This window comes from Pseudomonas sp. Root329 (genome assembly GCF_001424925.1).
Lineage (GTDB): Bacteria > Pseudomonadota > Gammaproteobacteria > Pseudomonadales > Pseudomonadaceae > Aquipseudomonas > Aquipseudomonas arabinosi.
Genome location: NZ_LMCV01000010.1, coordinates 67,073 through 93,432 on the forward strand (window position 1 = coordinate 67,073; position 26,360 = coordinate 93,432).

Sequence of the window (26,360 nt, forward strand, 5' to 3'; positions counted from 1 at the left end):
AGAGCTCGAATGTCGGTGAGGCGTTCCCTAAATGGCCCCTGCTTTTTTCCAAGCCAAGTACCGCGTTACCAGTTCAGCGCCCAGTTCACTCGGCCGCACATCCAGCACCGGAACGCCATGAGCACTCAAGCGCTCATGGAGTTCGGCCTTGGTGTTCAAGTAGTCCACCGTGCCGCAATAGGCGAGGGCTTCGTCCAGGGTTTGCACCGGCGTGTGCCGCAGCGTGTCGAGCAGGTCTTCGCGCAGACTCGCCACCAGCACCCGATGCTGTTTGCTCAGGCGTTTGACGGCGGTCAGCAGTTCTTCATCGTCTTCATCCCGCAAGTTAGTTACCAGCACCACCAGCGCCCGGCGTTTTTGGCGGGCCAGCAGTTGGTTGGCGGCGGCCTGGTAATCCGCGGGGCGTTGGGTGCTGTCGAGGTCGTAGACGGTGTTGAGCAGGACCTTGAGTTGCTCGGTGCCTTTGACCGGGGCGAGGTAATGCGGTCGGTCACAGGCGAACGTACTCAGGCCTACCGCATCGCCTTGGCGCAGGGCAATGTAGCTGAGCAACAGGCAGGCATTCAGTGCGTGATCGAAATGGGCGAGTTCACCGTCCTGGCTGCGCATACGGCGGCCGCAATCGAGCATGAAGATGATTTGCTGGTCGCGTTCGTCCTGATACTCACGGGCGATGGGCGTGCGTTGTCGTGCCGTGGCTTTCCAGTCGATCTGGCGCAGGCTGTCGCCTTCGCGGAATTCACGCAGCTGATGAAATTCCAGACCCAGGCCGCGACGTTGGCGCTGGCGCACGCCGAGCTGGCTGAGCCAGTTGTCTACCGCCAGCAGTTGGCCGCCGTAGAGACGGGCGAAGTCTGGGTAGACGCGGGTGTTATCGGCCACGTTGACCAGGCGTTTGTCGGACCATAAACCCAATGGGCTCGGCAGGCTGATTTCGCAGTGTTCGAAGGTGAAATGTCCGCGCTTGAGCGGGCGCAGGCGATAGCCGATCTGGCTTTGCTGGCCGGGTTGTAATTCGACCGACAGGGGGAGGTTTTCGAAGCTCAGGCCGTCCGGTACGTGGTCGAAGATCTGAATGTTCAGTGGCTGGTGAAAGTCATGTTCGACCTCTAGCCGTACTTCACCCCATCGACCGAGTGCCAGGCTGCCGGGCATCTGCCGTTGTACACGAGGCGAGGGCAGTCGTTTGAGACGGACGCCGTCGAGTATCGCCAAGGCCAGCAGCGCCAGCAGCAATCCCCAGTTGATCGACAACAGGCTTGATGGAACCTCGATGTCCAATGCCCGCAACGCGCCCAGCACGATGCCGATGGCTAGCAGGATCGCGAGCCAGATCAACAACAGGCGCGAGGGTTTCACAGGCGCGGTGCCGGCACTTGATCGAGCAGTTGCTTGAGCACTTGATCGACGTCCAGCCCTTCTATGTCCAGCTCCGGGGCGATTCGCACGCGATGGCGCAACACCGCCAATGCGCAGCCTTTGATGTCATCCGGGATCACAAACTCGCCGCCGCGCAACAAGGCGCGGGCACGGGCGCAGCGCACCAGGGCGATGGAGGCCCGAGGCCCGGCGCCGAGGATCAGGCCCGGCCAGTTGCGGGTGGTGCGAGCCAGGCGCACGGCGTAATCGAGGACCTGATCGTCCAGCGGCAGATCGCTGGCGATGCGTTGCAAGGCCAGCACGTCCTTGGCTTGCAACACGGTGCGCAGCGGTTGCACATCGAGCATGTCGGCCCGGGTCGAGCGACTGACCTGGCGGACCATGTTCAGCTCCTGATCGGCGTCGGGGTAATCCATGCGCACCTTGAGCATGAAGCGATCGAGCTCGGCTTCCGGCAGTGGGTAAGTGCCTTCCTGTTCGATGGGGTTTTGTGTGGCGAGCACCATGAATGGCTGCACGATGGGCAGGGCGCGGCCTTCGAGGGTGACTTGGCGTTCCTGCATGGCTTCGAGCAGCGCGGCCTGGGTTTTCGCCGGGGCGCGGTTGATCTCGTCGGCCAGCAAAAGGTTGGTGAACAGTGGGCCTTTGCGCAGTTTGAATTGCTCGGTTTGCAAGTCGTACACCGCGTGCCCGGTGACGTCGCTGGGCATCAGGTCCGGGGTGAACTGGATACGTGCGAACTCACCGCCGAAGCAGCGGGCGAGGGCGCGCACCAGCAACGTCTTGCCCAGCCCCGGCACGCCTTCGAGCAGCACATGGCCGCCGGCGATCAGGGCGGTGAGGACGTCGTCGATCACGGTGTTCTGGCCGATCACGGCTTTTTGCAGTTCAGTTCTTACCGCTTGGGCCAATTGGCTGGCGCGCTGGCGTTGCTGCGCAGCGTGGCTCTGTACGCCGGGCTCGATCTGTTCACTCATAAGGCGTTCCTCAAGGTTTGCAGGTGGGCGACCTGACGGCTGAATTCAGCGCTGGACTGCCGCTGCTTCGGTCGCGGGCTCATGGCCTGGCTGATAGCGCGTGTGGGTTGGCCGGTCAGGCGTGCGAGCACCAGCCATTGTTCGGCAACGCCGAGTTGTTCGAAACCGGGATGACGGCGCCGCACACGGCGCAAGATGTCGTGCTGCAAGGTTTGCAGCAGGTGCTGCTGACCGTTTCTGCGCAACATGAAATCGGCGCTGGCGCGCAGGTGTTCCTGAAGTTGACGGCGGGCTCTCGGGGCCGGTTCCAGCAACGGACCCTGGCGCACGCCGACGTGCCAGAAGCCAAGACCGATCAGGGCAAAAAGGGCGACCAATGCTTGGGGGAAATAGCGCAGGAGCAAGGTCAGCAATCCGTCGTGATCGGTGTTGAACAGCAGGGTCACGTTCGTGTCCGCGGTCAGGTACCAGAGCAGCCAGGCGTTGTCGTAGTGGTCGATGGCCGGGGTTTTCCACAGGTCGGCGTCGGTGACCACGGTGATCGAACCGAGCCCGTGATTGAGCTGCATCATGTGCGTGGCCTTGCCGCTGTTGGCCCAGGCTTGCGCGAGGTTTTTCGGGTCTTCGAGATGGAACGCGGTATCGAAACTGGCGTAGGCCGGCGCGTTTTCGTCTTCCAGATACAGCTTGGTCAGCTTGGGATAAGGATCGTCGTCGATGGCGGGCGGCGGGTCCTTGAGGTCTTTGCTCAGCGACTGATGCAGCTGCACCCGGTCGAGCAACAGGTCGTTGCTTTGGCCGGTCTTTTCATCCCACAGCGACTGGGCAACAAACAAAAGCCGCCCGCCGGCCCGGGTCCAGTTCAATAGCTGATCGACTTGGCGCGGAGTCATGTTGTAGCGGTCCCCGAGCAACAACAGACTGTGCTGATGCGGCTCCAGGGTCGGCAGAATGTCGAGGCTGTTGGCGTGGCTCACCGACAGGCCCTGTTTGCGCAAGAAATGCTCGGCAGCGAGATAGGGGTTGGCCTGGGCTTCGGGTGAGGGGCCGTGATCTATGTCTGCCTGATAGGGCGTCGCCTTGATGTACAGATAAACACTCAGCGCGATCAATAGCACGGCGATGAACACGCCGACCGCCAGCCAACGTTGCCGGTTCAACGCAATGCTCCCGGGCCGAACAGGGCTCGCCAGCCGTCACAGAGTTCCTGTTGCAAATGCGCGGGAGGCAAGAGATGCCCGTAGGCCATGTTCTGCCAGTGCCCGGTCAGGTTTTTACTGAAGGCCAGCAAGGCCGGTTGTTGCAGGTGTTCGATGCGCTCCAGGACCTGGCCTTCGGTGTCGGCGGGTTTCAGCGCCATGTCGAAGTCGTGCAGCAAGTGGCTGAGCAGACCGCGATAGAGCAATCCGAGGGCCTCACGAGGGTGGGTTTGCCAGAGGCGTTCGGCGCTGGCGGCGATGTCGGCAGGCAGGGTTTCGCGGTTGAGGTCCAGGCCGAAAGCCTGTTGCGGTAACGGCCGCGCGACCTTGCTTTTCAAAGCCGGTCGGCGACTGACGAACGCCTGCAACCCGTCACGGTAATGCCAGATCAACAAACCAATGGCACCGATTAACACCCCCCACAGCACGATCTCAATCAGAGAGGCCACGGTGCCGAAGCGTTGGTTGTCCAGAAGCTTGAGCAGCGCCTCCAGCCATTCGGTTGTTGGGTCATCGTCCGCCGTGTCGGCGGCGGGTTGGTCCTCGCCAAACCGATAGCGTGTGACCGATTCCTTGTTCTTGAACGGAGGCTGATCGAGGATCGCCTTGATGCTGTCCCGGGACGCCTGACTGGTCAGCGGTTGGTCCAGCAGGCGTGGGCTGTCGGGTGAAATGACTGGCTCGGCGGCCCATACGGTTTGCGTTGTCGGCATCAACAGGAACACCGCCAGCAGCAGGGTGACGGCGGCGCTGCTCAAGCGTTGGCGCATGCGGCGGAACACCAGCTCGATATCCCAGGCCTCCAGCACCGTGCGCCGATTCAGATAAAGGCTGAAGCCGCAGGCGACATAAATCGGTTCCCAGACAATGAGCACCAGTGCGTAAAAGGCATTGGTCAGGTGTTCCAGCCATCGCCAGTCTTGTGTAGCGGCGGTGATCAAGGTCTGCCAGCTCCAGTCGAGTTCGACCTGTTGCGGCAAGAACATATAGAACAGCACCATCAGGCCGATCCATAACGCGCTTTCCAGATGCACGCCGATGATCGTCAGCCACCGCGCGGCACCGGCGTTGCGCTGCAACAGCACCTGCAAGCGCTGTTGTCGTGGCTGCCCACTCAGCCCTTCGAGTTGCACCACCGGCATCAGGAAACTGCGACTCAGGCTCAGGCGCCGCCAGGTCAGACTCGCCAGCAATTGCGGTTGGAGTAGCCGCGGAAATTGGCGCAACGCCTGCTTCAGGGTGGGCGTTTCGCCAAACATGGCTTTGGACAGGATGTACAGCGGCAGGCGGTCGAACGCCGGTTTCAGCCACCAGAAGATGAACACGACGAGGGAGGGCGAATCCCACAGCACCCAGCTGAGCAGGGCGAAAATCGGCAAGGTCACGATGGCCCAACTGGTCATCAGCAGGCGCCGATGTCGCTGGCTCAGCAGGACGCCAAGGTCCATGGCTTCCCAGGTCGTGCGCGGGCGGATCACTACCGTGGCGTCACTCAGGCGCATGGCGGGTCCGTCCGGCAAACAGCAGGTAAGTCGCCACCAACAACCAGAGCGCTGCACCGACCAGGTATTTGGTCATTGGCGTGACCCCGATTGTGGACGACCAGTAAGCTTCGATAAACGCCGCAATCAGCAGAAACAGCATGACCCCGCAAATCAGCAGTACGCTCTTTCGCGCCGCCAATCGCAGGGCTTCGGAGCGGGGCAGGCGCCCCGGCGCGATCAATGCCCAGCCCAGTTGCAGGCCGGCGGCACCGGCCAGGGCAATAGCACTCAGTTCGAAGGCGCCGTGGCCAACCACGAATGACCAGAAGGTTTGCCCGTAGCCGATGTGCGTCAGGTGCCCGGCCACCGCGCCGATCATCAAACCATTGAAGAGCAGGAAAAACGCGCTGCCCAGGCCAAACAGCAAACCGCTGGCGAAGGTCTGAAAGGCGATGCCGATGTTGTGCATGATGTAGTAACCGAACATCACCCAGTCTTCACTGGCCGCCCGTTCCGCCGAACGCCCCAGGTGACCGGCCTCGGGGTCGTACATGCCTTGCATCTCGCTGACCTGCTCGGCCGGGATCAGGTTGTAGACCAGGTCGGGGAACAGATACACCAGCAGTGCGATGCCGATCAGGCTGCCAAAAAACATCAGGCCGGCGGCGAGTACGAAACGCCATTGTTCGCGTACCAGTCGCGGGAAGTCAGCCAGGATGAAGCCCAGCACGTTGGCACCCAGTCGACTACGGTGGCGATAAAGCTGTTGATGCCCGCGCAGCACCTGTTGCTGTAATGAGTCGATCAGAAAGCTGCTGTAACCACGTTCCTGGGCCAGCGCCAGGTGTTGGCAGAGACGACGATAATCGCTGGGGAAACCAGCGACTCGCTCGGCTTCCTTGCCTTGCTCCAGTTGTTCAAGCACGAGAGCAAATTGCTCCCATTCGGCCTTGTGGCGAGTTTCGAAAAGGCTTTGCTTCATGTGGGGCCCAACAAGCCGCGGGCGATGCCATTGAGTTCGTCCACGGCCCCTGGCGCCGACACCTGCAGCGGATGCGCGAGTATGGCCGCCAGCTCTTTGACCCGTGCTTCAGAGAGTTCACCCTGGCGTTCGGCAAACCCGAGGATGGCGCGTTGTTCGGTCAGCGTCAGCGCAAAGGCCGGGCGCCGGGGCTGGATGTCAGGCAGTTGCGGTCGGGTGAGCGGTTGTTCGCGGTAGATCACCAGCGTGCCGGCAGCCAGATCGCCGAGGCGCTTGAAGGTGGGATGTTGCAGGCAACTGATGGCCCCGAGGAAATAGCCGAACGGCAGCATGTCGACAAATCGCAGCAGGTTGCGCAGCAGCGAAGCAGACCAGCCGATCGGCGTGCCATCGTCCTGCACCACCCGCAGGCCCAGCCATTGCTTGCCGGGCGAACGACCCTGATTGAGCACTTCGAACAGCACCATGTACCACCAGCTCACCACGAACAGCAGAATCGAGCCGAGCCCTGCACCGAGTTTCCCGAGGAACGCCAGGACAATAAACAGCAGGCCAACGATCAACCCGCGCAGCCCGAGATCGATGGAGAACGCCAGCGCACGAACCATCAACCCGGCCGGGCGCAATGGCAAGTCGATGCCTTCCGGCGTTTCGACTTGATACCGCGTATCCAGTGGCGGGGACAGCGTCGCTTTCCTTGGCAGTGCTGTGGTCTCGAGCATGGGCAACCTTGATGTGGCCTGTTCGGGATTCGATGTCCGTCCGATGCTAGCAGCCTCTCGGGGGAAAACGACATAACTATGTATTGCACGGTAAGTGGTCGGAGGTGATTGAATGACGAGACTACTGGCCGGGGCGGGATGTGAACGCCTAGACTTCGCCGATCTTCAGTTCAGGAATAGCCCGTGACCTCTATCTTCTGGTACGACTATGAAACCACTGGCATCAACCCCCGTTGCGACCGCCCGCTGCAAATGGCGGGGATTCGCACTGACTTCGATCTCAATGAAATAGACGAGCCGGTCAACCTTTACTGCCAGCCCAGTGAAGACATCCTGCCCCATCCGGCAGCCTGCGTGATCACGGGTATCACGCCCGGCCGACTGGCCGAGCAAGGCTTGAGCGAAGCCGATTTCATGACCCGGGTGCATGCCCAGCTCGCTGCGCCCGGCACGTGTGGGGCGGGGTACAACACGTTGCGTTTCGATGACGAGATGACCCGTTACAGTCTTTACCGAAACTTTTTCGACCCTTATGCACGCGAGTGGCAGGGCGGCAATAGCCGCTGGGACCTGATCGATGTGGTGCGTGCAGCGTATGCCTTGCGCCCTGACGGCATCGTTTGGCCGACAGACGACGAGGGGCGGATAACGCTCAAACTCGAACGCCTGACCGCCGCCAATGGCATTGATCACGGAAACGCTCACGAAGCGCTATCGGACGTTCGCGCCACCATCGCCCTGGCGCGTCTGATCCGGGAAAAGCAGCCGAAGTTGTATGACTGGTTGTTTCAGTTGCGCGGTAAACAAAAGGTGATGGATCAGATTCGTCTGTTGCAGCCGATGGTGCATATCTCGGGGCGCTTTTCAGCGGCGCGCAATTATGTCGGTGTGGTGCTGCCCCTGGCCTGGCACCCGCGCAACAAGAACGCCTTGATTGTCTGTGACCTGCATCTGGACCCTCAGGGCTTGCTCGATCTTGATGCCGACACCTTGCGCCAACGGCTGTATACCCGCCGCGATGACTTGGTCGAGGGCGAGTTGCCGGTGCCGCTCAAACTTATCCACATCAATAAATGCCCGGTGGTGGCGCCGTTGTCGGTACTTCGCACTGAAGATCAGCAACGTTTGGGGCTGGATATGTCGCTCTACCAAGAGCGCGTGCTGCGGCTAAGTGACGCACAAACAGTTTGGCGAGATAAAGTTCAGGCGATTTACGCCAGCGAAGATTTCACCTCGAGCCAAGACCCTGAGCAACAGTTATACGATGGTTTTATCGGTGATCGGGATCGGCGTCTTTGTGAGCAAGTCAGGTCTGCCGACCCGGCTCAATTAGCGCAACAACAATGGCCTTTCGATGATGAACGATTGCCTGAATTATTGTTTCGATATCGCGCACGCAACTTCCCCGATACGTTGAGTTTCGAAGAGCAAGAGCGCTGGCGAATATTCTGTCAGCAACGTTTGTCAGCCCCCGAGTGGGGGGCGCCAAATACGCTGGAAACTTTTGTAGAGGCTGCAGCCCAATGGAGTAGTACGGCTACATCGTTTCAGCGAGAGGTGCTGAATGAATGGCAGAATTATGTCCAGGCATTACGCAAACGTTTGAATCTTTGAAATCGAAAATGTCCGGGTGCTGAATCCCGGGCATAAAAAAACGCCAGCAGATGCTGGCGTTCTTTTTTGTCGCGGATGAGTCTGCGACAAGCTCTGCGGCTTAGCCCAGCAGGGTAGCCCAGCCTTCAACCACGTCACCGCCCCACTTGGCTTTCCACTCTTTCAGAGTTTTGTGGTTGCCACCTTTGGTTTCGATGACTTCGCCGTTGTGCGGGTTTTTGTATTGTTTAACTTTGCGAGCACGCTTGGTGCCAGTAGTTTTTACTGCGCCGCCGCGTGGTGCTTTGGTTTTGGACTCTGGATCCAATAGCGCAATGATGTCACGCAGAGACTTGGAGTACTCGCCCATCAGGGTGCGCAGTTTGCCTTCGAATTCCAGCTCGGTTTGCAGTTTGTCGTCTTGGGACAGGTTCTTCAAACGGGCTTGCAGCTCTTTGATAGCTTCTTCGGTGGCGCGATATTCGTTGATCAAGGACATGAGGACTACCTTATGTTGGGGCGCTGGATGGCAGGTGACAGTGCGGCAATAATAGTCAGGGTGTTTCATCAAGTAAACATATAACCGGAGTTTTATTTAAATTAGTTACGGTGAATAGGGCATAAATTGCCGGTGTAGTTAAATAGTGTGATGCAGTCATCACGAATATTCACAATTGGGCACTTGAAGATTGGCAACAGGAACACCATCGCGCGGGTTGCAGGTGCTGCCAGAACCTGTGCCGCTTACCTTTGTGTCGGGCCAAACGTCATCAATACTGCAGTTTTGCTGCGCAATCGCTAGAATGGCCGCCTTTGCGAAGTTCTGGAGTTTGACCCTCATGCGCACTTTTCGGCTGGTGATTGCTTGCCCGGACCGCGTCGGCATCGTTGCTAAAGTCAGTAACTTTCTGGCGTCCCATAACGGCTGGATCACTGAAGCGAGCCATCACTCGGACAATCTCAGTGGCTGGTTCTTCATGCGTCACGAAATTCGTGCCGATTCGCTGCCCTTTGGTATCGATGCCTTTCGCGAAGCGTTTGCACCGATTGCCGAAGAGTTCTCGATGAACTGGCGCATCACCGATACCGAGCAGAAAAAGCGCGTGGTACTGATGGCCAGTCGCGAGTCTCACTGCCTCGCCGACTTGCTGCATCGCTGGCACAGTGATGAGCTGGATTGCGAAATTTCCTGCGTGATTTCCAACCATGACGACTTGCGCAGCATGGTCGAGTGGCACGGGATTCCGTATTACCACGTACCGGTCAATCCGCAGGATAAAGAGCCGGCATTCGCCGAAGTCTCGCGCCTGGTCAAACAGCACGATGCCGAAGTGATCGTACTTGCCCGCTACATGCAAATCCTGCCGCCCGAGTTGTGCAGCGAATATGCTCACAAGGTCATCAACATTCACCACAGCTTCCTGCCGTCGTTCGTCGGTGCCAAGCCGTATCACCAGGCATCTTTGCGTGGCGTGAAGTTGATCGGCGCTACGTGCCACTACGTGACCGAAGAGCTGGATGCCGGTCCGATCATCGAACAGGACGTCGTTCGCGTCAGCCACAGTGACAGCATCGAAGACATGGTGCGTTTCGGTCGGGACGTCGAGAAGATGGTGCTGGCCCGTGGTCTGCGTTATCACCTGGAAGATCGGGTGCTGGTGCACGGCAACAAAACTGTCGTGTTCTGACAGCCTGCTGTTGATCGTTCCCACGCTCTGCGTGGGAACGATCGGTGTAGAGCGAGGACATGACCATGGCCGATCCACTCGACAAAGCGACATCCAAGGCTCCTGCCACGTTGGGCGAAGGGTGTTTGAGTCGTTACGACCCGGATGACATGAACCCTGAAGACGGCACGGAGTTTCCCGGTGCTGCCGAGTTGTGGGAACAGTTGAATCCGGAGTCCGACGATAATACCGGGGAGCCCTAAAAGATCGTCCGAACGCGGCCCGAACCTCCGGCAGCTCCTACGCCTGTTTGAACTTCATCAACTTCTTCAGCAGCGGCCGCCCAAGCATCAGTAAAAACACCGGCCCGCCGACGACCAGATAAAAGTAATAGGTCACCGCCCGCCAGATCAGAATCGCCGCCGCCGCGGTGGATTTTCCCACCATTGGTGCCAGCAGCGCCGCCGACGTTAACTCCGCCGCCCCGGCACCGCCCGGCAACAGGCTGAACTGCCCCGCGCTCAGCGAAAGCATCTGGATCAGAAAGCTCCAGGCCCACTGCAAATCCGCCCCGAGCCCACGCAACGCCAGATACAGCACGCTATAGCGCAAGATCCAATGCAGGCACGTCAGGGCAAACACCGTGATGAGCGTCTGAAAGGGCAGCTTCAGTGTGTCCGTGAATGCCGCCAGAAAGTGCAGGAGTTTTCGCGCCCAGCGCAGGCGTGTGGTGGTTTTGACATTCAGGCGAGCGAGCAACCGACCGCTCAGACGAATCAGTATTCGATGGTAGCGGGCGACCACCACGCAACTGAACAACCCGCCGAACATCGAAATGGCGCTGACGGTCAGCAGCCATTCCATGCGTTGGCTGAGGTGCTGGAACAACGCATAAATCAGGATCCCGCTCAGCGCGCAGAGAAAAAACAGCAAATCGCTCAGCTGATCCATGGCAAACACGGCGCTACCCCTGGCTGGACGCACGCCATTGCGCGCCAGCAGCGCCATGATCGTCAGCGGTCCGCCGCTGCCGCCCGGTGTTGCGCAATAGGCGAATTCGGCGGCCATCACCACCCCGAGACTTTTTAGCGGACCCACCTTGTCGCGTTGATCCCCGAGTAACAGGCGCAAGCGCATCGTGTTCAGCACCCAGCACAGCAGGATCATGCCGAACATGATCAGCAGCCATGTCAGCGGAAAGCTTCGCAGCCGATACCAGGTTTCGTTACCGCCCAGCAGCGACGGAATCAGCACCGCAGCGAGCAGCGCGACGAGCAGCAGAATCCCGCGACTCATGCGGCGCGACCGATACGGTCGCTTTGCAGCGCCAGCCAGCGTGCCTTGGTCATCGGCACGCGTCCTTCGTCGAGCAAGCGCTTGAGGGTTTGCAGCCAGTAAGTGCGCGAGAACTCGTGGCGCATATCGACCGGGTGCAAGCCAAGACGAATCACCGGTGCTTGCTGCCAGCGTTGTTCGCGTTGATCACTGACCAGCCTCGACAACCCACGGCGCCAGGCACTGCGCGCACTCCAGACTAACCCTGGCGCATCAACCGCGCTGAAGTCCGGCAGACGATACAGATGCTGAGAATCGCTGGTGTAACTCAGGGGTAACTGGCGCAAGGCCTGGCGCGTCCCTTCGCTCATCAACCAGGCCGGGGCGACGAAGCCCTCCAGCGGCCAGTGATAACGGTGGAATATTTCGATGCCGGCGCGCAGGCGGGCGAGGGCGGCGTCTTGAGACAGGCCGTAAAACTCGCCTTCGTTGGTGTAGATCCGGCGCATGAACCAGTCTCGTGGCGTAGTGGGAGTGGGCGCTTCATCGCAATGAAAGTAACCGTGCAAAGCCAGTTCGTCACCTCGGGCGATACGACGGGTGAGCAAACGTCGAAATCCCGGATGCTCCTCCAGATCGTTGTGCTTGTGGAAATTGGGCACCACCAGCAAGGTCATCGGCACCTCGCCCATGGCGTCGACGGCATCGACAAAGGATTGATAATCGGCCCAGGTTTGCGGTGCGACGTCGTGCAGCACGAGTAACAGGCTGGGCAGGTTCATGGGCTCAACCATTGGCCGTAAGGGGCCAGTGGCTGCCGAGCACGGCGTGATAGTGCCCCAGCAGGCTGTTGACCACCGTGTCCCAGGAGTAATGCCGCTCGGCATGGCTGCGGGCCTGTTTGCCCAAAACCACGCTGCCCGAACTGAACAGCTCGCGGACTGCGTTGGCCATCGCCAATGGATTATTCGGCGGGCAGAGCAGGCCGCATTGATCGGTGATGATTTCCTGAAAGGCCCCGGCCGCCACGGCCACCACCGGAATGCCACTGGCCATGGCTTCAAGAACCACCAGGCCAAAGGTTTCCTGGTCACCGGCGTGCAGCAGCGCATCGGCGCTGGCCATCAACCGCGCCACGTGTGCCGCCGTACAGAATTCACCGATCACGGTAACGTTGTCCGGCACCGCGGCCGGCATCGACGAACCTACCAGCAGCAGGTGATAACGTCGGCCCAGGCATTTCATGCAGTCGAGCAGCACCGGCAGGTTTTTTTCCTTGGAACCGCGCCCGGCGAAGATCAGCAAATGAGTGTTTTCATCAATGCCCAATTCGGCCCGCAGGCCCGTGTCTCGTGCCGTGGGATTGAAGGTTTGCAAGTCGACGCCCAGCGGTTGCACGAAAACATTCTTCACCCCCAGCCCGATCAGTTTGTCGGCCATGACTTGACTGGGCGCCAGAACCCGATCGAAGTTGCCATAGAGTTTGCTGACATAGGCTTCGACGTTGGTGGTGACCCAGTTGCCCATGCGATTGCTGACCAGCAGCGGCAGGTCCGAATGATAAAAGCCGATCACCGGGACATCGAGTTGCCGCCGGGCGTCGAGGGCCGCCCATGCGGTGAGGTAGGGGTCGCCGACCTCGATCAGGTCGGGCTGTAAATCCTGTAGAACATTGCGCCATGGCGCGAGACGGAGAGGAAAACGATAACCCTTGCCGAAGGGCAGGGCGGGGGCCGGAACCGTGTAAACGCCATCCTGTTCACTGAAGTAAGCCCCTGGGATCAACAGACTGTGGCGAATGCCCGGCTTGATGCTCAGGCGACGGTGTTTTGCATCCAGATAAGTGCGCACGCCACCGCTGGCAGGGGCGTAGAACATGGTTATGTCAGCGATATGCACGATGAACATCCCTCCGGTCCGTTGTTCTCCCTTGGTTGACCTTTATGAAGGATAGATGTTCGGTTGGGGTTTTGTGGCGGGGTGTCAGTGAGGTTTTTGCGGTGTATTTCAGACCGCCATCGCGAGCAGGCTCGCTCCCACAAGGTCTGGCGTTGAACCTGTGGGAGCGAGCTTGCTCGCGATGGGGCCCTATCAGACGTTAGATACGGAAACTGCCTACCAACTGCTTCAACCGCGCCGCCTGCTGCTCAAGGTCCGAGCACGCCCGCAACGTCGACTGCAGGTTTTCCACCCCTTCCTGATTCAGTGTGTTGATCTCGGTAATGTCGACGTTGATCGACTCCACCACCGCCGTCTGTTCCTCGGTCGCCGTGGCTACCGACTGGTTCATCCCGTCAATCTCGCCAATACGCAACGTCACGCTGTTCAAGCGCTCGCCGGCCAGGTTGGCGATTTCGACGCTGTCCTGACTGTGGCGCTGGCTGTCGCTCATGGTGCTGACGGATTCACGGGCGCCGACTTGCAGCTCCTCGATCATGGTCTGCACTTGTTGCGCCGACTCCTGAGTGCGGTGCGCCAGGTTGCGCACTTCGTCGGCCACCACGGCAAAACCACGTCCGGCTTCACCGGCGCGCGCCGCTTCGATGGCCGCGTTGAGCGCCAGCAGGTTGGTTTGCTGGGAGATGCTGGTGATCACTTCGAGAATCTGCCCGATGTTCACGGTTTTGCTGTTCAGCGATTCGATGTTGGTGCTCGAGGCGCTGAGCATGCGCGACAGCTGATTCATCGCGACAATGCTGCGATCCACCACTTGCTGGCCGTCTTCGGCCAGGCTGCGGGCATCGCTGGCCTGACTCGATGCTTGCGCGGCATTGCGGGCGATTTCCTGAGCGGCGGCGCCGAGCTGGTTGATCGCCGCGGCCACGCTGCTGGTGCGCGAAGCCTGTTGGTCGGAGTTGAACATCGACGAGTTCGAGGCGGCCACGACACGCAGAGCCACTTCGTTGACTTGCCCGGTGGCCGACGACACTTCGCGGATCGAACCGTGAATACGTTCCACGAAGCGGTTGAACGCGGTACCGAGGACACCGAATTCATCGTTGTTCACGATGGTCAGGCGTTTGGTCAGGTCGCCTTCGCCGTCGGCGATGTCCGCCATGGCGCGGGTCATGACGTGCAGCGGCTGGATCAGGATGCGGATCAGCATGCCCAGCAAGGCGATGATGATGGCCACGGCAATGACTGTCGCAACGAGCGCCGAGGCGCGGAATTCGCTGAGCTTGGAGAAGGCTTTGTCCTTGTCCACCGACAGACCGATGTACCAGTTGACTGAGGACAGCCCTTTGATCGGTGTAAAGGTCACGATGCGAGTCTTGCCGTCGACGTCTACTTCACTGAAGTCGCTGCTGATGCGCGGAGTGTTTTTCGGGTACGCCTCGCTCAGGGACTTCATCACCAGCGCTTTGTCCGGGTGGACCAGGATTTTGCCGTCGGCACCGACCAGGAACGCATAGCCCATGCCGTCGAAGTCCAGTGCGTTGAGGCTGTCGGTGATCACCTGCAAGCTCAAGTCACCACCGACCACGCCGATGTTTTGACCGTCCTTGAGTACGCTATTAACGATGGAAATCACCAACTGACCAGAAGCCAGGTCGATGTAGGGTTCGGTCAGGGCAGAACCGCTGGTGCTTTGCGCGCTCTTGTACCAGGGGCGGGCACGAGGGTCATAACCGTCGGGCATCTTGCTGTCCGGGCGGATGATGAAGGTGCCATCTTTGTTGCCCAGGTAGGCGCCCATAAAGGTCGACGACACGGCCTTCTGTTCCAGCAGGTTGGAGACATTGGCTACATCTGCGTTCAAGGCAACGGTTTGCGACAGGTTTTCGATCAGCAGACTGCGGCCGGCCAGCCAGGTTTGAATGTTTTTTGCGGTGACGCTGCCCATTTCCTGCAAGTAGTTGTCCAGATCGCGGCGTATCGCATTGCGCTGCAAATAGTCGTTGTACAGCGTGAACGAGGCGAAGGCGGCAATCACGATGAGGGCGGCGGCAAGCAGGATTTTATGGCTGAAGCGCAGATTTTTGTTCATGGCTCGGGGGGTCCGCTAAGGTCTTATTGTTCGGGGCGCGTTGCTGTTAATGCGCGCAAAATGAGTGCGCAATGGAGCGAGTCGGTAATTCCTGCTCTCCATAGGGGAATGTCGGACCTTGCTTTCAATTGGGTCTCTCGCTTATTCCTATCGGCCGTGAAGGATCAAAGATTAACCATGGGTGACAAAATGCCTGACTCATTACAACTCGTTATCGGTGCCGACCTCGCCGGGCAGCCCGTTGCCCAGGCCATGCGTCTGGCGAACCGTCATGGTTTGGTCGCGGGCGCTACCGGGACGGGCAAAACCGTCACCTTGCAACGGATGGCCGAAGCCTTCAGCGATGCCGGCGTGGCGGTGTTTGCCGCCGATATCAAGGGTGACCTGTGTGGTCTGGGCGCCGCCGGCAACCCTCAAGGCAAAGTCGCCGAGCGGATCGCCGGGATGCCCTGGCTGAATCACACGCCTCAAGCGTATCCGGTGACCTTGTGGGACATTCACGGTCAGTCCGGTCATCCATTGCGCACAACCTTGAGCGAAATGGGGCCGTTATTGATTGGCAGCCTGCTGGAGCTGACCGACAGTCAACAGTCGGCGCTGTACGCCGCGTTCAAGGTGGCGGACCGTGAAGGGCTGTTGTTGCTGGACCTCAAGGACCTGAAGGCACTGCTCAATCACCTGCGTGACAACCCCGAATTGCTGGGTGATGACGCCGCGCTGATGACCACCGGTTCCAGTCAGGCGCTGTTGCGGCGTCTGGCGACCCTGGAACAGCAGGGCGCCGAAGCGCTGTTCGGTGAGCCGGCGCTGCAGCTCGAAGACATTCTGCAACCGACCGCCGAGGGCCGCGGGCGCATTCACTTGCTCGATGCCAGCCGCCTGGTGCACGAAGCGCCGAAGGTCTACGCGACGTTCCTGTTGTGGTTGCTGGCCGAACTGTTCGAGCAACTGCCGGAGCGCGGCGATGCGGACAAACCGCTGCTGGCGTTGTTTTTCGACGAAGCGCATTTATTGTTCGCCGGTACGCCAAAGGCGTTGCAGGATCGTCTTGAGCAAGTGGTGCGGTTGATTCGCTCGAAAGGCGTTGGCGTGTATTTCGTCACCCAATCGCCGGGCGACTTGCCGGATGACGTGCTGGCTCAGCTCGGCCTGCGCATTCAGCATGGCTTACGCGCGTTCACCGCCAAGGAGCAGAAATCCCTGCGCGCGGTGGCCGAAGGTTTCCGGCCGAACCCGGCGTTCGATGCCTTGTCGGTGCTGACCGAGCTTGGGATTGGCGAGGCGCTGGTCGGTACGTTGCAGGACAAGGGTACGCCGGAGATGGTCCAGCGGGTGTTGGTGGCGCCGCCGCAATCGCGGATCGGGCCGTTGAGCGAGACTGAGCGCACAGCGCTGATCTCGGGGTCGCCATTGAAGGGGCGGTATGACAAACCCGTTGATCGCGAATCGGCTTATGAAGTGTTGATGGGGCGCAAAGGGTTGGCACCAGAGCCTGACGCTGCAGCGGGCAAACCGGCAGCCGAAGAGCCAAGCTTCACCGACAAGGCGGGGGAATTCCTCGGCACCGCGGCGGGGCAGGCACTGAAATCAGCGATGCGCCAGGCGGCCAATCAATTGGGCCGACAGTTGGTACGCGGCTTGATGGGCTCGCTGCTCGGCGGCAGCAAGCGCCGATAACAAGCGGGCACGATAAAAATGTGGGAGCGGGCTTGCTCGCGAAAGCGGTAGATCAGACAACATCTATGTTGAATGTCAGACCGTCTTCGCGAGCAAGCCCGCTCCCACATTAGATTTGCGTCAGGTTTTGGGTTTGGCGTGAGCCGCCAACCGTTCCAGCGCTGCCCGCAGATTCGGATCGCTGATTCCGTCGGCTGTGGCCTGAATGGTCGCGCCTGCATCGGTCGACAAGCTGATGGTATGGCCAGCCGCCCCTTGCTGAACCGTGGGCGGTTGAACCTTGAACAGAATCCGCGTCAGGCTGGCGAACTCGTCGAACATCTGTAATTGCCGTTGCAGACGCTTTTGCTGATAACGCAGGCGGGTTGCCCAATGACCGTCGGTCACTATCAGCAACAAACTGCCTTCGCGCCACGACGCCACATGGCAATGCTCGCGGGCGGCGGGCTGCAATTGGCTTTCCAGCAGACGTTGTAAATGACCCAGGCGTTGAGCGTGGCCGAAGATGGCTTTCAGCGGTTTGGCTTCGCGAAGCAGAACGGCGGGTGCTCTGGCCGTAAGAGGGCGAAATGCCATGATCAGACACCTGAAGTAACAGAGCCGCCATGGTAGCAGAAAGCACCGGATGCACCCGAGCCATTGCTTTGCGAGCGCTTTACCCATTAAATCAACAAGTAACTTCTGCCGTGAATGGCTTGAAGTTCAGCCAAAAGCCCTTATTTTAAGTGAGCCCCGTTACAACGCTGTGCCAGCATCGTGGAACAACGCCACTTTCCTCACCATCGTTTCCGGGTAGAATGCTCGTTCGCATGCGGCCATGAGGGCTGCTCGGGCGACTCACGGGGCCGCCCTCCATCCCTTTAGTGTGGAAGATCCTGCCGATATGTTTGCGCCTTTGTTAAAGAAACTTTTTGGAAGCAAGAACGAGCGTGAAGTCAAACGCATGCTCAAGACGGTGCAACTCGTCAATGCCTTCGAAGAGCAAATGGTGGCCCTTTCGGACGATCAATTGCGTGCCAAGACAGATGAGTTCAAGGCCCGCATCGCCAAAGGGGAAACCCTCGACAAGCTGCTGCCAGAAGCCTTTGCGGTCGCCCGCGAAGCCGGTAAGCGCGTCATGGGTATGCGCCACTTCGATGTCCAGCTGATCGGCGGCATGACCTTGCATGAAGGCCAGATCGCGGAAATGCGTACCGGTGAAGGCAAGACCCTGGTGGCAACACTGGGCGTTTACCTCAACGCGCTGTCCGGCAAGGGCGTGCACGTTGTGACGGTGAACGACTACCTGGCCCGTCGTGACGCCAACTGGATGCGTCCGCTCTACGAATTCCTCGGAATGTCGGTCGGTGTTGTCACGCCGTTCCAGCCGCCGGAAGAGAAACGTCTGGCTTACGCTGCCGACATTACCTACGGCACCAACAACGAATTCGGTTTCGACTACCTGCGCGACAACATGGCGTTCAGCATGGAAGAAAAATTCCAGCGCGAACTCAATTTTGCCGTGATCGACGAAGTCGACTCCATCCTCATCGACGAAGCCCGTACCCCGCTGATCATTTCCGGTCAGGCCGAGGACAGCTCCAAGCTGTACATCGAGATCAACAAACTGATCCCGCAGCTTGAGTTGCACATCGAAGAAGTGGAAGGCGAAGTCACCAAGGCCGGCCACTACACCGTCGACGAGAAGACCCGTCAGGTCGAGCTCAACGAAGCCGGTCACCAGTTCATCGAAGACATGCTGACCCGCGTTGGCCTGCTGGCTGAAGGCGAGAGCCTGTATTCGGCGCACAACCTCGGTCTGCTGACCCACGTTTATGCCGGTCTGCGCGCTCATAAACTGTTCAATCGCAACATCGAATACATCGTGCAGGATGGCCAGGTCGTTCTGGTCGACGAACACACCGGTCGTACCATGCCGGGTCGCCGTCTGTCCGAAGGTCTGCACCAGGCTATCGAAGCCAAGGAAAACCTGAACATTCAGGCCGAAAGCCAGACCCTGGCCTCGACCACGTTCCAGAACTACTTCCGTTTGTACAACAAGCTGTCCGGCATGACCGGTACCGCCGACACTGAAGCGTTCGAATTCCACCAGATCTACGGTCTGTCGGTGATGGTTATCCCGCCGAACAAACCGTTGGCGCGTAAAGACTACAACGACCTGGTGTTCCTGACCGCCGAAGAGAAATACGCGGCGATCATCAATGACATCAAGGAATGCATGACCCAGGGCCGTCCGGTGCTGGTGGGTACTGCAACCATCGAAACTTCCGAGCACATGTCTGCGCTGCTGCAGAAGGAAGGCATCGAACACAAGGTTCTGAACGCCAAGTTCCACGAAAAAGAAGCCGAGATCATTGCCCAGGCCGGTCGCCCAGGCGCACTGACCATCGCCACCAACATGGCCGGTCGTGGTACCGACATCTTGTTGGGCGGTAACTGGGAAGTAGAAGTGGCAACCCTGGAAGACCCGACCCCTGAGCAGATTGCCCAGATCAAGGCCGACTGGCAGAAACGTCACCAGCAAGTGCTCGAATCGGGTGGTTTGCAGGTGATTGCTTCCGAGCGTCACGAATCGCGCCGTATCGACAACCAGCTGCGTGGTCGTGCCGGTCGTCAGGGTGACGCCGGTTCCAGCCGTTTCTACCTGTCGCTGGAAGACAGCCTGATGCGCATCTTCGCCTCTGATCGGGTGAAGAACTTCATGAAGGCCCTGGGCATGCAGCCTGGTGAAGCGATCGAGCACCGCATGGTGACCAACGCCATCGAGAAGGCTCAGCGCAAGGTTGAAGGCCGCAACTTCGACATTCGTAAGCAACTGCTCGAGTTCGACGACGTCAACAACGAACAACGTAAAGTGATTTATCACATGCGTAACAGTTTGTTGGCTGCCGACAACATCGGTGAAACCATCGCCGACTTCCGTCAGGACGTGCTCAACGCAACAGTCAGCGCCCACATTCCACCGCAATCGCTGCCTGAGCAGTGGGACGTGGTCGGTCTGGAAGCAGCGTTGCAGAGCGATTTCGGTGTAGCGCTGCCGATCCAGAAATGGCTCGACGAAGACGATCACCTGTACGAAGAAACCCTGCGCGAGAAGCTCATGACCGAGCTGCTGGCCGCGTACAACGAGAAAGAAGAGCAGGCGAGCGCCGAAGCGCTGCGCTCCTTCGAGAAGCAAATCGTTCTGCGTGTGCTCGATGACCTGTGGAAAGACCACCTGTCGACCATGGATCACCTGCGTCACGGCATCCACTTGCGTGGTTATGCACAGAAGAACCCGAAGCAAGAGTACAAGCGCGAGTCCTACACGCTGTTCTCCGAGCTGCTGGATTCGATCAAGCGCGACTCTATCCGTGTGCTGTCCCACGTTCAGGTTCGCCGCGAAGACCCGGAAGCAGAAGAACAACGTCTGCGTCAGGAAGCCGAAGCGCTGGCTGCACGCATGCAGTTCCAGCACGACGAAGCACCGGGGCTTGAGCAACCGGAACTGCTGGGTGAAGAGGTCGATGTCGCCCTTGCCATCGCGCCGGTACGCAACGAACAGAAGCTGGGCCGCAACGAACTTTGCTACTGCGGTTCGGGCAAGAAGTTCAAGCATTGCCACGGGCAGATCCAGTAAAACCCGTTTCATACGCTGAAATACCCGCGCCGCGACCGGCTTATGCCGTCGCGGCGTTTTGCCATTTAAACCACCGTTCTTCCTGAAAGCGGTGCTGACATCATTTATTAAGGAGCGCATTCATGGCTGTTGGTCTTGGTCCTTTGCCAACGTTGCACCCGGTTGCCGGTTTTGAACTCGGTATCGCCTCGGCTGGCATCAAGCGCCCGGGGCGCAAGGATGTTGTGGTCATGCGCTGTGCCGAAGGTTCCACGGTCGCTGGCGTGTTCACCCTGAACGCTTTTTGCGCAGCTCCCGTGATCCTGGCCAAGCAGCGTGTGCAAGGTCCGGTGCGTTACCTGTTGACCAATACTGGCAATGCCAACGCCGGTACTGGCGAACCAGGCCTTGCCGCCGCCGAGCGCACCTGCGCCAAACTGGCTGAGCTGACCGGCGTCGACGCCAGCCTGGTGCTGCCGTACTCCACCGGTGTGATCGGCGAGCCGCTGCCGGTCGAGAAAATCGAAGGGGCTCTGCAAGCCGCCCTCGACGACCTGTCGGTCAACAACTGGGAAGCTGCCGCCACCGGCATCATGACCACCGACACCCTGCCAAAAGGTGCCAGCCGCCAGTTCCAGCATGACGGCGTGACTATCACCGTCACCGGTATCAGCAAAGGCGCGGGTATGATCCGCCCGAACATGGCGACCATGCTCGGCTACATCGCCACCGACGCCAAAGTCTCCCGCGACGTGCTGCAAAACCTGCTGGTGGACGGTGCCAACAAGTCGTTCAACCGCATCACCATCGACGGCGACACCTCGACCAACGACTGCTGCATGCTGATCGCTACCGGTCAGGCAGCACTGCCGGAAATCACTGAAGCCAGCGGTGATTTGTTCGCCAAGCTGAAACAGGCCGTGTTCGAAGTGTGCATGGACGTGGCTCAGGCCATTGTTCGTGACGGCGAAGGCGCGACCAAGTTCGTGACCGTTGAAGTCAACGGCGGCGGCAATCACCAGGAATGCCTGGACGTCGGTTACACCGTGGCTCACTCGCCGCTGATCAAGACCGCACTGTTCGCCTCCGACCCGAACTGGGGCCGCATTCTGGCCGCCGTCGGCCGTGCCGGCGTACCGAACCTGGACGTGAGCAAAATCGACGTGTTCCTCGGTGACGTGTGTATCGCCAGCCGTGGCGCTCGCGCATCGACCTACACCGAAGCCCAGGGCGCGGCCGTGATGCAGCAGGAAGAAATCACCATCCGTATCGAGCTGGGTCGCGGTGATTGCAGCGAAACCATCTGGACCACTGACCTGTCCCACGAATACGTGAAGATCAACGCCGAATACCGCACGTAAGACCGAGTCGCTCCATTCGCGAGCAGGCTCGCTCCCACAGGGTATTGAGGTGTACACAAACCCAATGTGGGAGCGAGCCTGCTCGCGAAAGCGGTCTGTCAGTCACTATATAGACTGGCTTGTTCCCTCCATCAAAAGGTCCCGAACATGAGCTTGCACCTGATCATCGGCGACAAACTGATTTCCTCCTGGTCCCTGCGCGGCGCGTTGGCTCTCGACCTGGCTGGCGTTCCTTACACCGAAGAACTGATCAAGCTGAACCAGCCAGATACGCGTGAGCGTCTGCTCAAGCACTCGCCGACCGGCAAAGTCCCGCTGTTGAAAACCGGACACGGCACCATCGCCGACTCCCTGGCGATTGCCGAGTATCTGGCAGAGCAGTTCCCCGACGCCGGCCTCTGGCCCAAAGACACCGCCGCCCGCGCCCAGGCCCGCTCGGCGTGCGCGCAGATGCACAGTGGTTTCTTCGCCATGCGCGGCAACATGCCATTCGACCTGAGCCACGACGCTGCGCTGTCGCCAGCACCGGCTGACGTCCAGGCCGACATCGAGCGGATGTTGGCGTTGTGGGCCGAGTGCCGCGCTGCCGCCACCGAAACCGGTCCGTTCCTGTTCGGCGGCGCGACCCTGGCCGATGCGTTCTTCGCACCGATCGCCGTGCGCCTGCGCACCTATCAGGTGAGGTTGCCCGCAGCGGACGCGGCCTACGTCGAAACCCTCTACCAATGGCCAGCCTTCAAGGCGTGGCAGAAGGCGGGTCTGGAGGAGGTCGGGCAGTGAAGCGAGTACACGTAGCCGCCGCTGTCATCCGCGATAGCAGTGGCAAGATCCTCATTGCCCGCCGTGCCGACACCCAGCATCAGGGTGGCCTGTGGGAATTCCCCGGTGGCAAGGTCGAGGCCGACGAATCCGTTGAATCCGCCCTGGCTCGCGAGCTCCATGAAGAGTTGGGCATCGTGGTCAACGCGGCTCGTCCGCTGATCAAGGTCCGGCACGATTACCCGGACAAGCAAGTGTTGCTGGACGTTTGGGAAGTGTCGGCCTTTACCGGCGAACCGCACGGCGCCGAAGGCCAGCCATTGGAATGGGTCGCGCCCCGCGATCTGCTGAACTACGAGTTCCCGGCGGCCAACCAGCCGATTGTCGCGGCTGCACGGTTACCCGCGCAGTATTTGATTACTCCGGAAGACCTGGAAACCCCGGCCTTGCTGCGCGGTATTCAAAAAGCCATTGCTGGCGGCATCAAGCTGATCCAGTTACGGGCACCCAACGGCTACGATCCGAAGTACCGCGATCTGGCAGTGGATGCGGCGGGGCTGTGTGCTGGCAAGGCGCAGTTGATGATCAAGGGGCCGTTCGAATGGCTGGGAGATTTCCCGTCCGCCGGTTGGCACATCACTTCCGCGCAACTGCGCAAGCACGCGGCGGCTGGCCGCCCGTTACCGGCGTCGCGCTGGCTGGCGGCGTCCTGCCATAACGCTGAAGAACTGGCGTTGGCCGAGCAGATGGGGGTGGATTTTGTGACCCTGTCACCGGTGCAACCGACCCTGACTCATCCGGGGGCTCAGCCGCTGGGTTGGGAGCAGGCTTCAGTGTTGATCGAAGGTTTCAGCAAACCGGTGTTCCTGCTCGGTGGTGTTGGCCCGGCTGATCTGCAGAAAGCCTGGGAAGCGGGCGCACAGGGTGCGGCGGGGATTCGGGCGTTTTGGCCTGGGGCCTGATTCTGCGTTGACGCTGCTGGCCCCTTCGCGAGCAAGCCCGCTCCCACATTGGAATGCGTTCCCCTGTGGGAGCGGGCTTGCTCGCGAAAGCGGCCTGGCAGGCGCCGATTAAACCTCTGGTTTCGGCGCCGGCTGCCAAAGTATCTCGGCAATCCCCTGTCGCTTGGCAATCAACCGCGCCACCACAAACAACAAATCCGACAACCGATTGATATACGCCAACCCAACCCCGGCCAACGGTTCGACTGCATTCAAATGCTGACACCGCCGCTCCGCACTGCGTGCCAGGCATCTGCACACATGGGCCTGGGCAATCAACGCCGAACCACCCGGCAGAATGAAATTCTCCAGCGGCCCCAGTTCTTCATTCCACACATCAATCGCCGCTTCCAGACGTTCGACTTCTGCCGTGTTCAGTGCCTGATACACCGGCATCGCCAACTCGCCACCCAAGTCGAACAACCGATGCTGGCAAGGCGCCAAAACCTCGATCACTTCGTTCAAGCCCGGATACTCGCCACTTTCCGCCGCCAACCCGGCCAATAGCACACCCACCTGGCTGTTCAGCGTATCGACTTCGCCAATGGCTTCGATCCGCGGATGATCCTTGGGCACGCGGCGGCCGTCGCCCAGCCCGGTTTCGCCTTTGTCGCCGGTGCGGGTGTAAATCTTCGACAAGCGAAAGCCCATGGTTACCTCGATAGCTGATTGAGTTCTTGAGAGACGAGCGGGGTGCCCGCCAAGGGCAGGCGCAAGGTGAAACATGTGCCTTGGCCCAGGGTCGACTGCACTTCCATCTGACCCTTGTGGTTGTTGGTAATGATGAAATACGAGACCGACAGGCCAAGGCCGGTGCCCTGACCGATTTCCTTGGTGGTGAAGAACGGTTCGAAGGTGCGTTTGCGCACACTCTCGCTCATGCCGATGCCGTTGTCCTCCACCTGGATTTCCGCCCAGGGCGGGTTCAGTTTGGTGCGCAGAATGATCCGTCCCGGCTCGCGGTCGTCTTCGCGCTGGTGAATCGCCTGAGCGGCGTTTTTCAACAGATTGAGCAGCACCTGCTCCAGTTCGTTGGCGGTACCGGGCACGGGGCCGAGTTGTGGATCGAACTGGCGAATGATTGCCTGGCCCTTGAAGTCGAAACCGATCGCCAGGTCGAAGTCGTTACCGGCGATTTCTACCGCCTGATCGATCAGCGCCGGCAGGTCGCACGGGGCCATTTGCCGGGTACTGCGGCGACTGAAGCTGAGCATGTGCGTGACAATCTTCGCCGCCCGGGCGCCAGCCTGTTGAATGCCATCGAGCAACTGCGGGACTTCGCGCGCTTGCAGGTATTTATTGACCGTATCCAGCGCGATCCCGGTTTGCTCGGCTTGTTCGAGATTCTTCGGCAGATCAGGCGAAAGGCGTCGGCGAATGTTCTGCACGTTGTGCAGGATCGCGCCCAACGGGTTGTTGATCTCGTGGGCCATACCCGCGGCAAGGCCACCGACCGAGAGCATTTTTTCCGACTGCACCATCATTTCCTCCAGCGACAGGCGCTGGGTGATGTCGTCGATCCGGATCACCACACCACGCCCGGCGCCGCCCATCAGCGGGTAGAACGTCAGCGCGTAGTGCTTGGGTTCTTCGTCCTTGAACCACGTCACCCGTTCAATCTTGGCCACTGTGTGCTGCTCGACGGTTTGCTTGAGCTGTGGCAGAAACGGTTTGAGCGGTTCGAAAGCGAGAAAAATCGGCTGGTTCAAAGCTTCGTCGAGGCGCGTCCCGGAGAGGGCGCTGGCCTCCTGATTCCACTGCGTCACGTAGAGCTGTTCATCAAGAGCGATCAGCGCCGATGGCATGGAATCGATAATGCTGTTGAGGTAGTTCTGGAAACCGGTGAGCTTCTTCTCGATCTTGCTGCGCACCTGAACTTCGAGTTCCAGTTTGCGATTGGTATGGCGGGTCTCTTCGGCCAGGCCCTGAGCCTGGTCATACGCGGCCTGGGAATCGTCCCGGGCCCGCTTGAGTTGCTGCTCACGGGCCTCGATCCGCGAGAGCATGGTGTTGAACGCCTCGGCGAGGCTGCCGATTTCGTCATGGTTGCCGCGGGAGGCGCGCAGGGCGTAGTTCTCCTCCCGGGTCACTTGCCGGGACAACTCTTCGAGCTCATGGATCGGCCGGGTAATCAGGCGTTTGATCTGTCGGGCGATCACCAGCCACAACAGCACACTGAAGATCAGAATCCCGAGGCTGGCGGTGAGGGTGCCGGTGTAGAACGCCATCGGCAGTTCGCTGCTGGCGACCAGTAACAGGTGGCCGGGCGCGGTGCCGGGGCGGGGCAGGGTGATGATTTGGTTGCTGCGAAACTCGGTGGCTTGCCAGGATTCAATGTGCCGGTAACGCGTTGGCAGGCTCAGATTCTCGCCATGCTGCAACTGCGCCAGACGCTCGCCCTTGCCGTCATAAAGGGCCGCCGCGCGCAGCGGTGAATAGCTGTTGAGTTCATTGAGCAGGCGTTCGGCGCTTTGCGGTGACTGCAAGGCTTCGGACACCAGGCTAGGATTGGACACCAGGCGGCCGATGGTCTGCAAGGCCTGAGGTGCCATGCTTTCCTGGGAGATGTAGTACGCGGCGCTGATAAAGGTCAGGTTGGCGACCAGCAGGACGGTGGTCAACAGCACCAGCAGGGCGGCCAGCAATTTCTGGCCGACCGGAAGGTTTTCAAGGCGCTGGCGCAATGGCATCAGGTTC

General features: G+C 59.9%; 22 protein-coding genes and 1 pseudogene. 8 read left to right on the plus strand and 15 right to left on the minus strand.

The genetic code is table 11. From position 1 onward, the window contains the following. Window positions 1-27: 27 nt before the first annotated feature. From ASC74_RS10805 to ASC74_RS10830, 6 genes are read right to left on the minus strand one after another with little or no spacing between them, the layout of a single operon-like run. Entirely contained in the window at window positions 28-1,359 is a 1,332-nt protein-coding gene (locus ASC74_RS10805; protein ID WP_056741375.1) for a DUF58 domain-containing protein, read from the minus strand. Continuing rightward, window positions 1,356-2,357 carry an AAA family ATPase gene (locus tag ASC74_RS10810; protein WP_056741376.1) on the minus strand — a complete coding sequence of 334 codons (1,002 nt, stop codon included), beginning with the start codon at window positions 2,355-2,357 and terminating at the stop codon, window positions 1,356-1,358. Before ASC74_RS10810 ends, ASC74_RS10805 begins: the two co-directional genes overlap by 4 nt. Continuing rightward, on the minus strand, window positions 2,354-3,517 hold the full coding sequence (locus tag ASC74_RS10815) for a DUF4350 domain-containing protein (RefSeq protein ID WP_056741377.1): 1,164 nt from the start codon (window positions 3,515-3,517) through the stop codon (window positions 2,354-2,356). Before ASC74_RS10815 ends, ASC74_RS10810 begins: the two co-directional genes overlap by 4 nt. Next, complete coding sequence (locus ASC74_RS10820; protein WP_056741378.1) at window positions 3,514-5,058, minus strand: hypothetical protein; 1,545 nt, start codon at window positions 5,056-5,058, stop codon at window positions 3,514-3,516. The genes ASC74_RS10815 and ASC74_RS10820 overlap by 4 nt, the downstream gene beginning before the upstream one ends. Further along, window positions 5,045-6,022, minus strand: coding sequence for a stage II sporulation protein M (locus ASC74_RS10825; RefSeq protein WP_056741379.1), 978 nt, complete (start codon window positions 6,020-6,022; stop codon window positions 5,045-5,047). The genes ASC74_RS10820 and ASC74_RS10825 overlap by 14 nt, the downstream gene beginning before the upstream one ends. Beyond that, window positions 6,019-6,744, minus strand: a complete 726-nt coding sequence (locus tag ASC74_RS10830) for an RDD family protein (RefSeq protein WP_056741380.1) — start codon at window positions 6,742-6,744, stop codon at window positions 6,019-6,021. Before ASC74_RS10830 ends, ASC74_RS10825 begins: the two co-directional genes overlap by 4 nt. Before the next feature lie 183 nt (window positions 6,745-6,927). Between ASC74_RS10830 and sbcB the strand changes: the two genes are divergently transcribed. Next, window positions 6,928-8,358, plus strand: coding sequence for an exodeoxyribonuclease I (gene sbcB / locus ASC74_RS10835; RefSeq protein ID WP_056741381.1), 1,431 nt, complete (start codon window positions 6,928-6,930; stop codon window positions 8,356-8,358). A 100-nt stretch (window positions 8,359-8,458) separates the two neighbouring features. Here the strand turns inward: sbcB and mvaT are convergent, their stop codons facing one another. Beyond that, window positions 8,459-8,836 carry a histone-like nucleoid-structuring protein MvaT gene (gene mvaT / locus ASC74_RS10840; RefSeq protein WP_007933316.1) on the minus strand — a complete coding sequence of 126 codons (378 nt, stop codon included), beginning with the start codon at window positions 8,834-8,836 and terminating at the stop codon, window positions 8,459-8,461. 340 nt (window positions 8,837-9,176) lie between these two features. On the opposite strand from mvaT, the gene purU reads away from it, so the two are divergent. Together purU and ASC74_RS31840 are read left to right on the plus strand one after the other, a co-directional pair. Continuing rightward, window positions 9,177-10,025, plus strand: coding sequence for a formyltetrahydrofolate deformylase (gene purU, locus ASC74_RS10845; protein ID WP_056741382.1), 849 nt, complete (start codon window positions 9,177-9,179; stop codon window positions 10,023-10,025). Window positions 10,026-10,090: 65 nt separating this feature from the next. Then, window positions 10,091-10,267 carry a hypothetical protein gene (locus tag ASC74_RS31840; protein WP_177338847.1) on the plus strand — a complete coding sequence of 59 codons (177 nt, stop codon included), beginning with the start codon at window positions 10,091-10,093 and terminating at the stop codon, window positions 10,265-10,267. 37 nt (window positions 10,268-10,304) lie between these two features. Here the strand turns inward: ASC74_RS31840 and ASC74_RS10855 are convergent, their stop codons facing one another. From ASC74_RS10855 to ASC74_RS32635, 5 genes and pseudogenes are all read right to left on the minus strand, one after another. Then, window positions 10,305-11,300 carry a lysylphosphatidylglycerol synthase transmembrane domain-containing protein gene (locus tag ASC74_RS10855; RefSeq protein ID WP_056741384.1) on the minus strand — a complete coding sequence of 332 codons (996 nt, stop codon included), beginning with the start codon at window positions 11,298-11,300 and terminating at the stop codon, window positions 10,305-10,307. Continuing rightward, window positions 11,297-12,073, minus strand: coding sequence for a DUF2334 domain-containing protein (locus ASC74_RS10860; RefSeq protein ID WP_056741385.1), 777 nt, complete (start codon window positions 12,071-12,073; stop codon window positions 11,297-11,299). Before ASC74_RS10860 ends, ASC74_RS10855 begins: the two co-directional genes overlap by 4 nt. Next, complete coding sequence (locus ASC74_RS10865; RefSeq protein WP_056741386.1) at window positions 12,066-13,187, minus strand: glycosyltransferase family 4 protein; 1,122 nt, start codon at window positions 13,185-13,187, stop codon at window positions 12,066-12,068. Before ASC74_RS10865 ends, ASC74_RS10860 begins: the two co-directional genes overlap by 8 nt. Before the next feature lie 190 nt (window positions 13,188-13,377). Further along, complete coding sequence (locus ASC74_RS32630) at window positions 13,378-14,142, minus strand: methyl-accepting chemotaxis protein (protein ID WP_442965774.1); 765 nt, start codon at window positions 14,140-14,142, stop codon at window positions 13,378-13,380. Between the two features lie 93 nt (window positions 14,143-14,235). Then, a pseudogene (locus ASC74_RS32635) lies at window positions 14,236-15,267 on the minus strand (HAMP domain-containing protein); the annotation flags it as partial. A 189-nt stretch (window positions 15,268-15,456) separates the two neighbouring features. Between ASC74_RS32635 and ASC74_RS10875 the strand changes: the two are divergent. Then, window positions 15,457-16,944: a helicase HerA-like domain-containing protein gene (locus ASC74_RS10875; RefSeq protein ID WP_056741410.1), complete on the plus strand. Its 1,488-nt coding sequence runs from the start codon at window positions 15,457-15,459 to the stop codon at window positions 16,942-16,944. A gap of 120 nt (window positions 16,945-17,064) precedes the next feature. On the opposite strand, the gene ASC74_RS10880 is transcribed toward ASC74_RS10875, so the two are convergent. After that, on the minus strand, window positions 17,065-17,520 hold the full coding sequence (locus tag ASC74_RS10880; protein ID WP_008147416.1) for a DUF721 domain-containing protein: 456 nt from the start codon (window positions 17,518-17,520) through the stop codon (window positions 17,065-17,067). Window positions 17,521-17,827: 307 nt separating this feature from the next. Between ASC74_RS10880 and secA the strand changes: the two genes are divergently transcribed. From secA to ASC74_RS10900, 4 genes are all read left to right on the plus strand, one after another. Then, complete coding sequence (gene secA / locus ASC74_RS10885) at window positions 17,828-20,563, plus strand: preprotein translocase subunit SecA (protein ID WP_056741388.1); 2,736 nt, start codon at window positions 17,828-17,830, stop codon at window positions 20,561-20,563. 122 nt (window positions 20,564-20,685) lie between these two features. Beyond that, on the plus strand, window positions 20,686-21,903 hold the full coding sequence (gene argJ, locus ASC74_RS10890) for a bifunctional glutamate N-acetyltransferase/amino-acid acetyltransferase ArgJ (protein WP_056741389.1): 1,218 nt from the start codon (window positions 20,686-20,688) through the stop codon (window positions 21,901-21,903). Between the two features lie 147 nt (window positions 21,904-22,050). Next, window positions 22,051-22,683, plus strand: coding sequence for a glutathione S-transferase family protein (locus ASC74_RS10895; protein WP_056741390.1), 633 nt, complete (start codon window positions 22,051-22,053; stop codon window positions 22,681-22,683). Beyond that, the gene (locus tag ASC74_RS10900) at window positions 22,680-23,624 is read left to right on the plus strand and encodes a Nudix family hydrolase (RefSeq protein WP_056741391.1); all 945 of its coding nucleotides are present in this window, start codon (window positions 22,680-22,682) and stop codon (window positions 23,622-23,624) included. The genes ASC74_RS10895 and ASC74_RS10900 overlap by 4 nt, the downstream gene beginning before the upstream one ends. A gap of 108 nt (window positions 23,625-23,732) precedes the next feature. Here the strand turns inward: ASC74_RS10900 and ASC74_RS10905 are convergent, their stop codons facing one another. After that, window positions 23,733-24,314 (minus strand): cob(I)yrinic acid a,c-diamide adenosyltransferase, encoded by a 582-nt coding sequence (locus ASC74_RS10905; RefSeq protein WP_056741392.1) that lies wholly within the window; start codon window positions 24,312-24,314, stop codon window positions 23,733-23,735. Window positions 24,315-24,316: 2 nt separating this feature from the next. Next, window positions 24,317-26,353, minus strand: coding sequence for a sensor histidine kinase (locus tag ASC74_RS10910; RefSeq protein WP_056741411.1), 2,037 nt, complete (start codon window positions 26,351-26,353; stop codon window positions 24,317-24,319). Window positions 26,354-26,360: the final 7 nt, after the last annotated feature.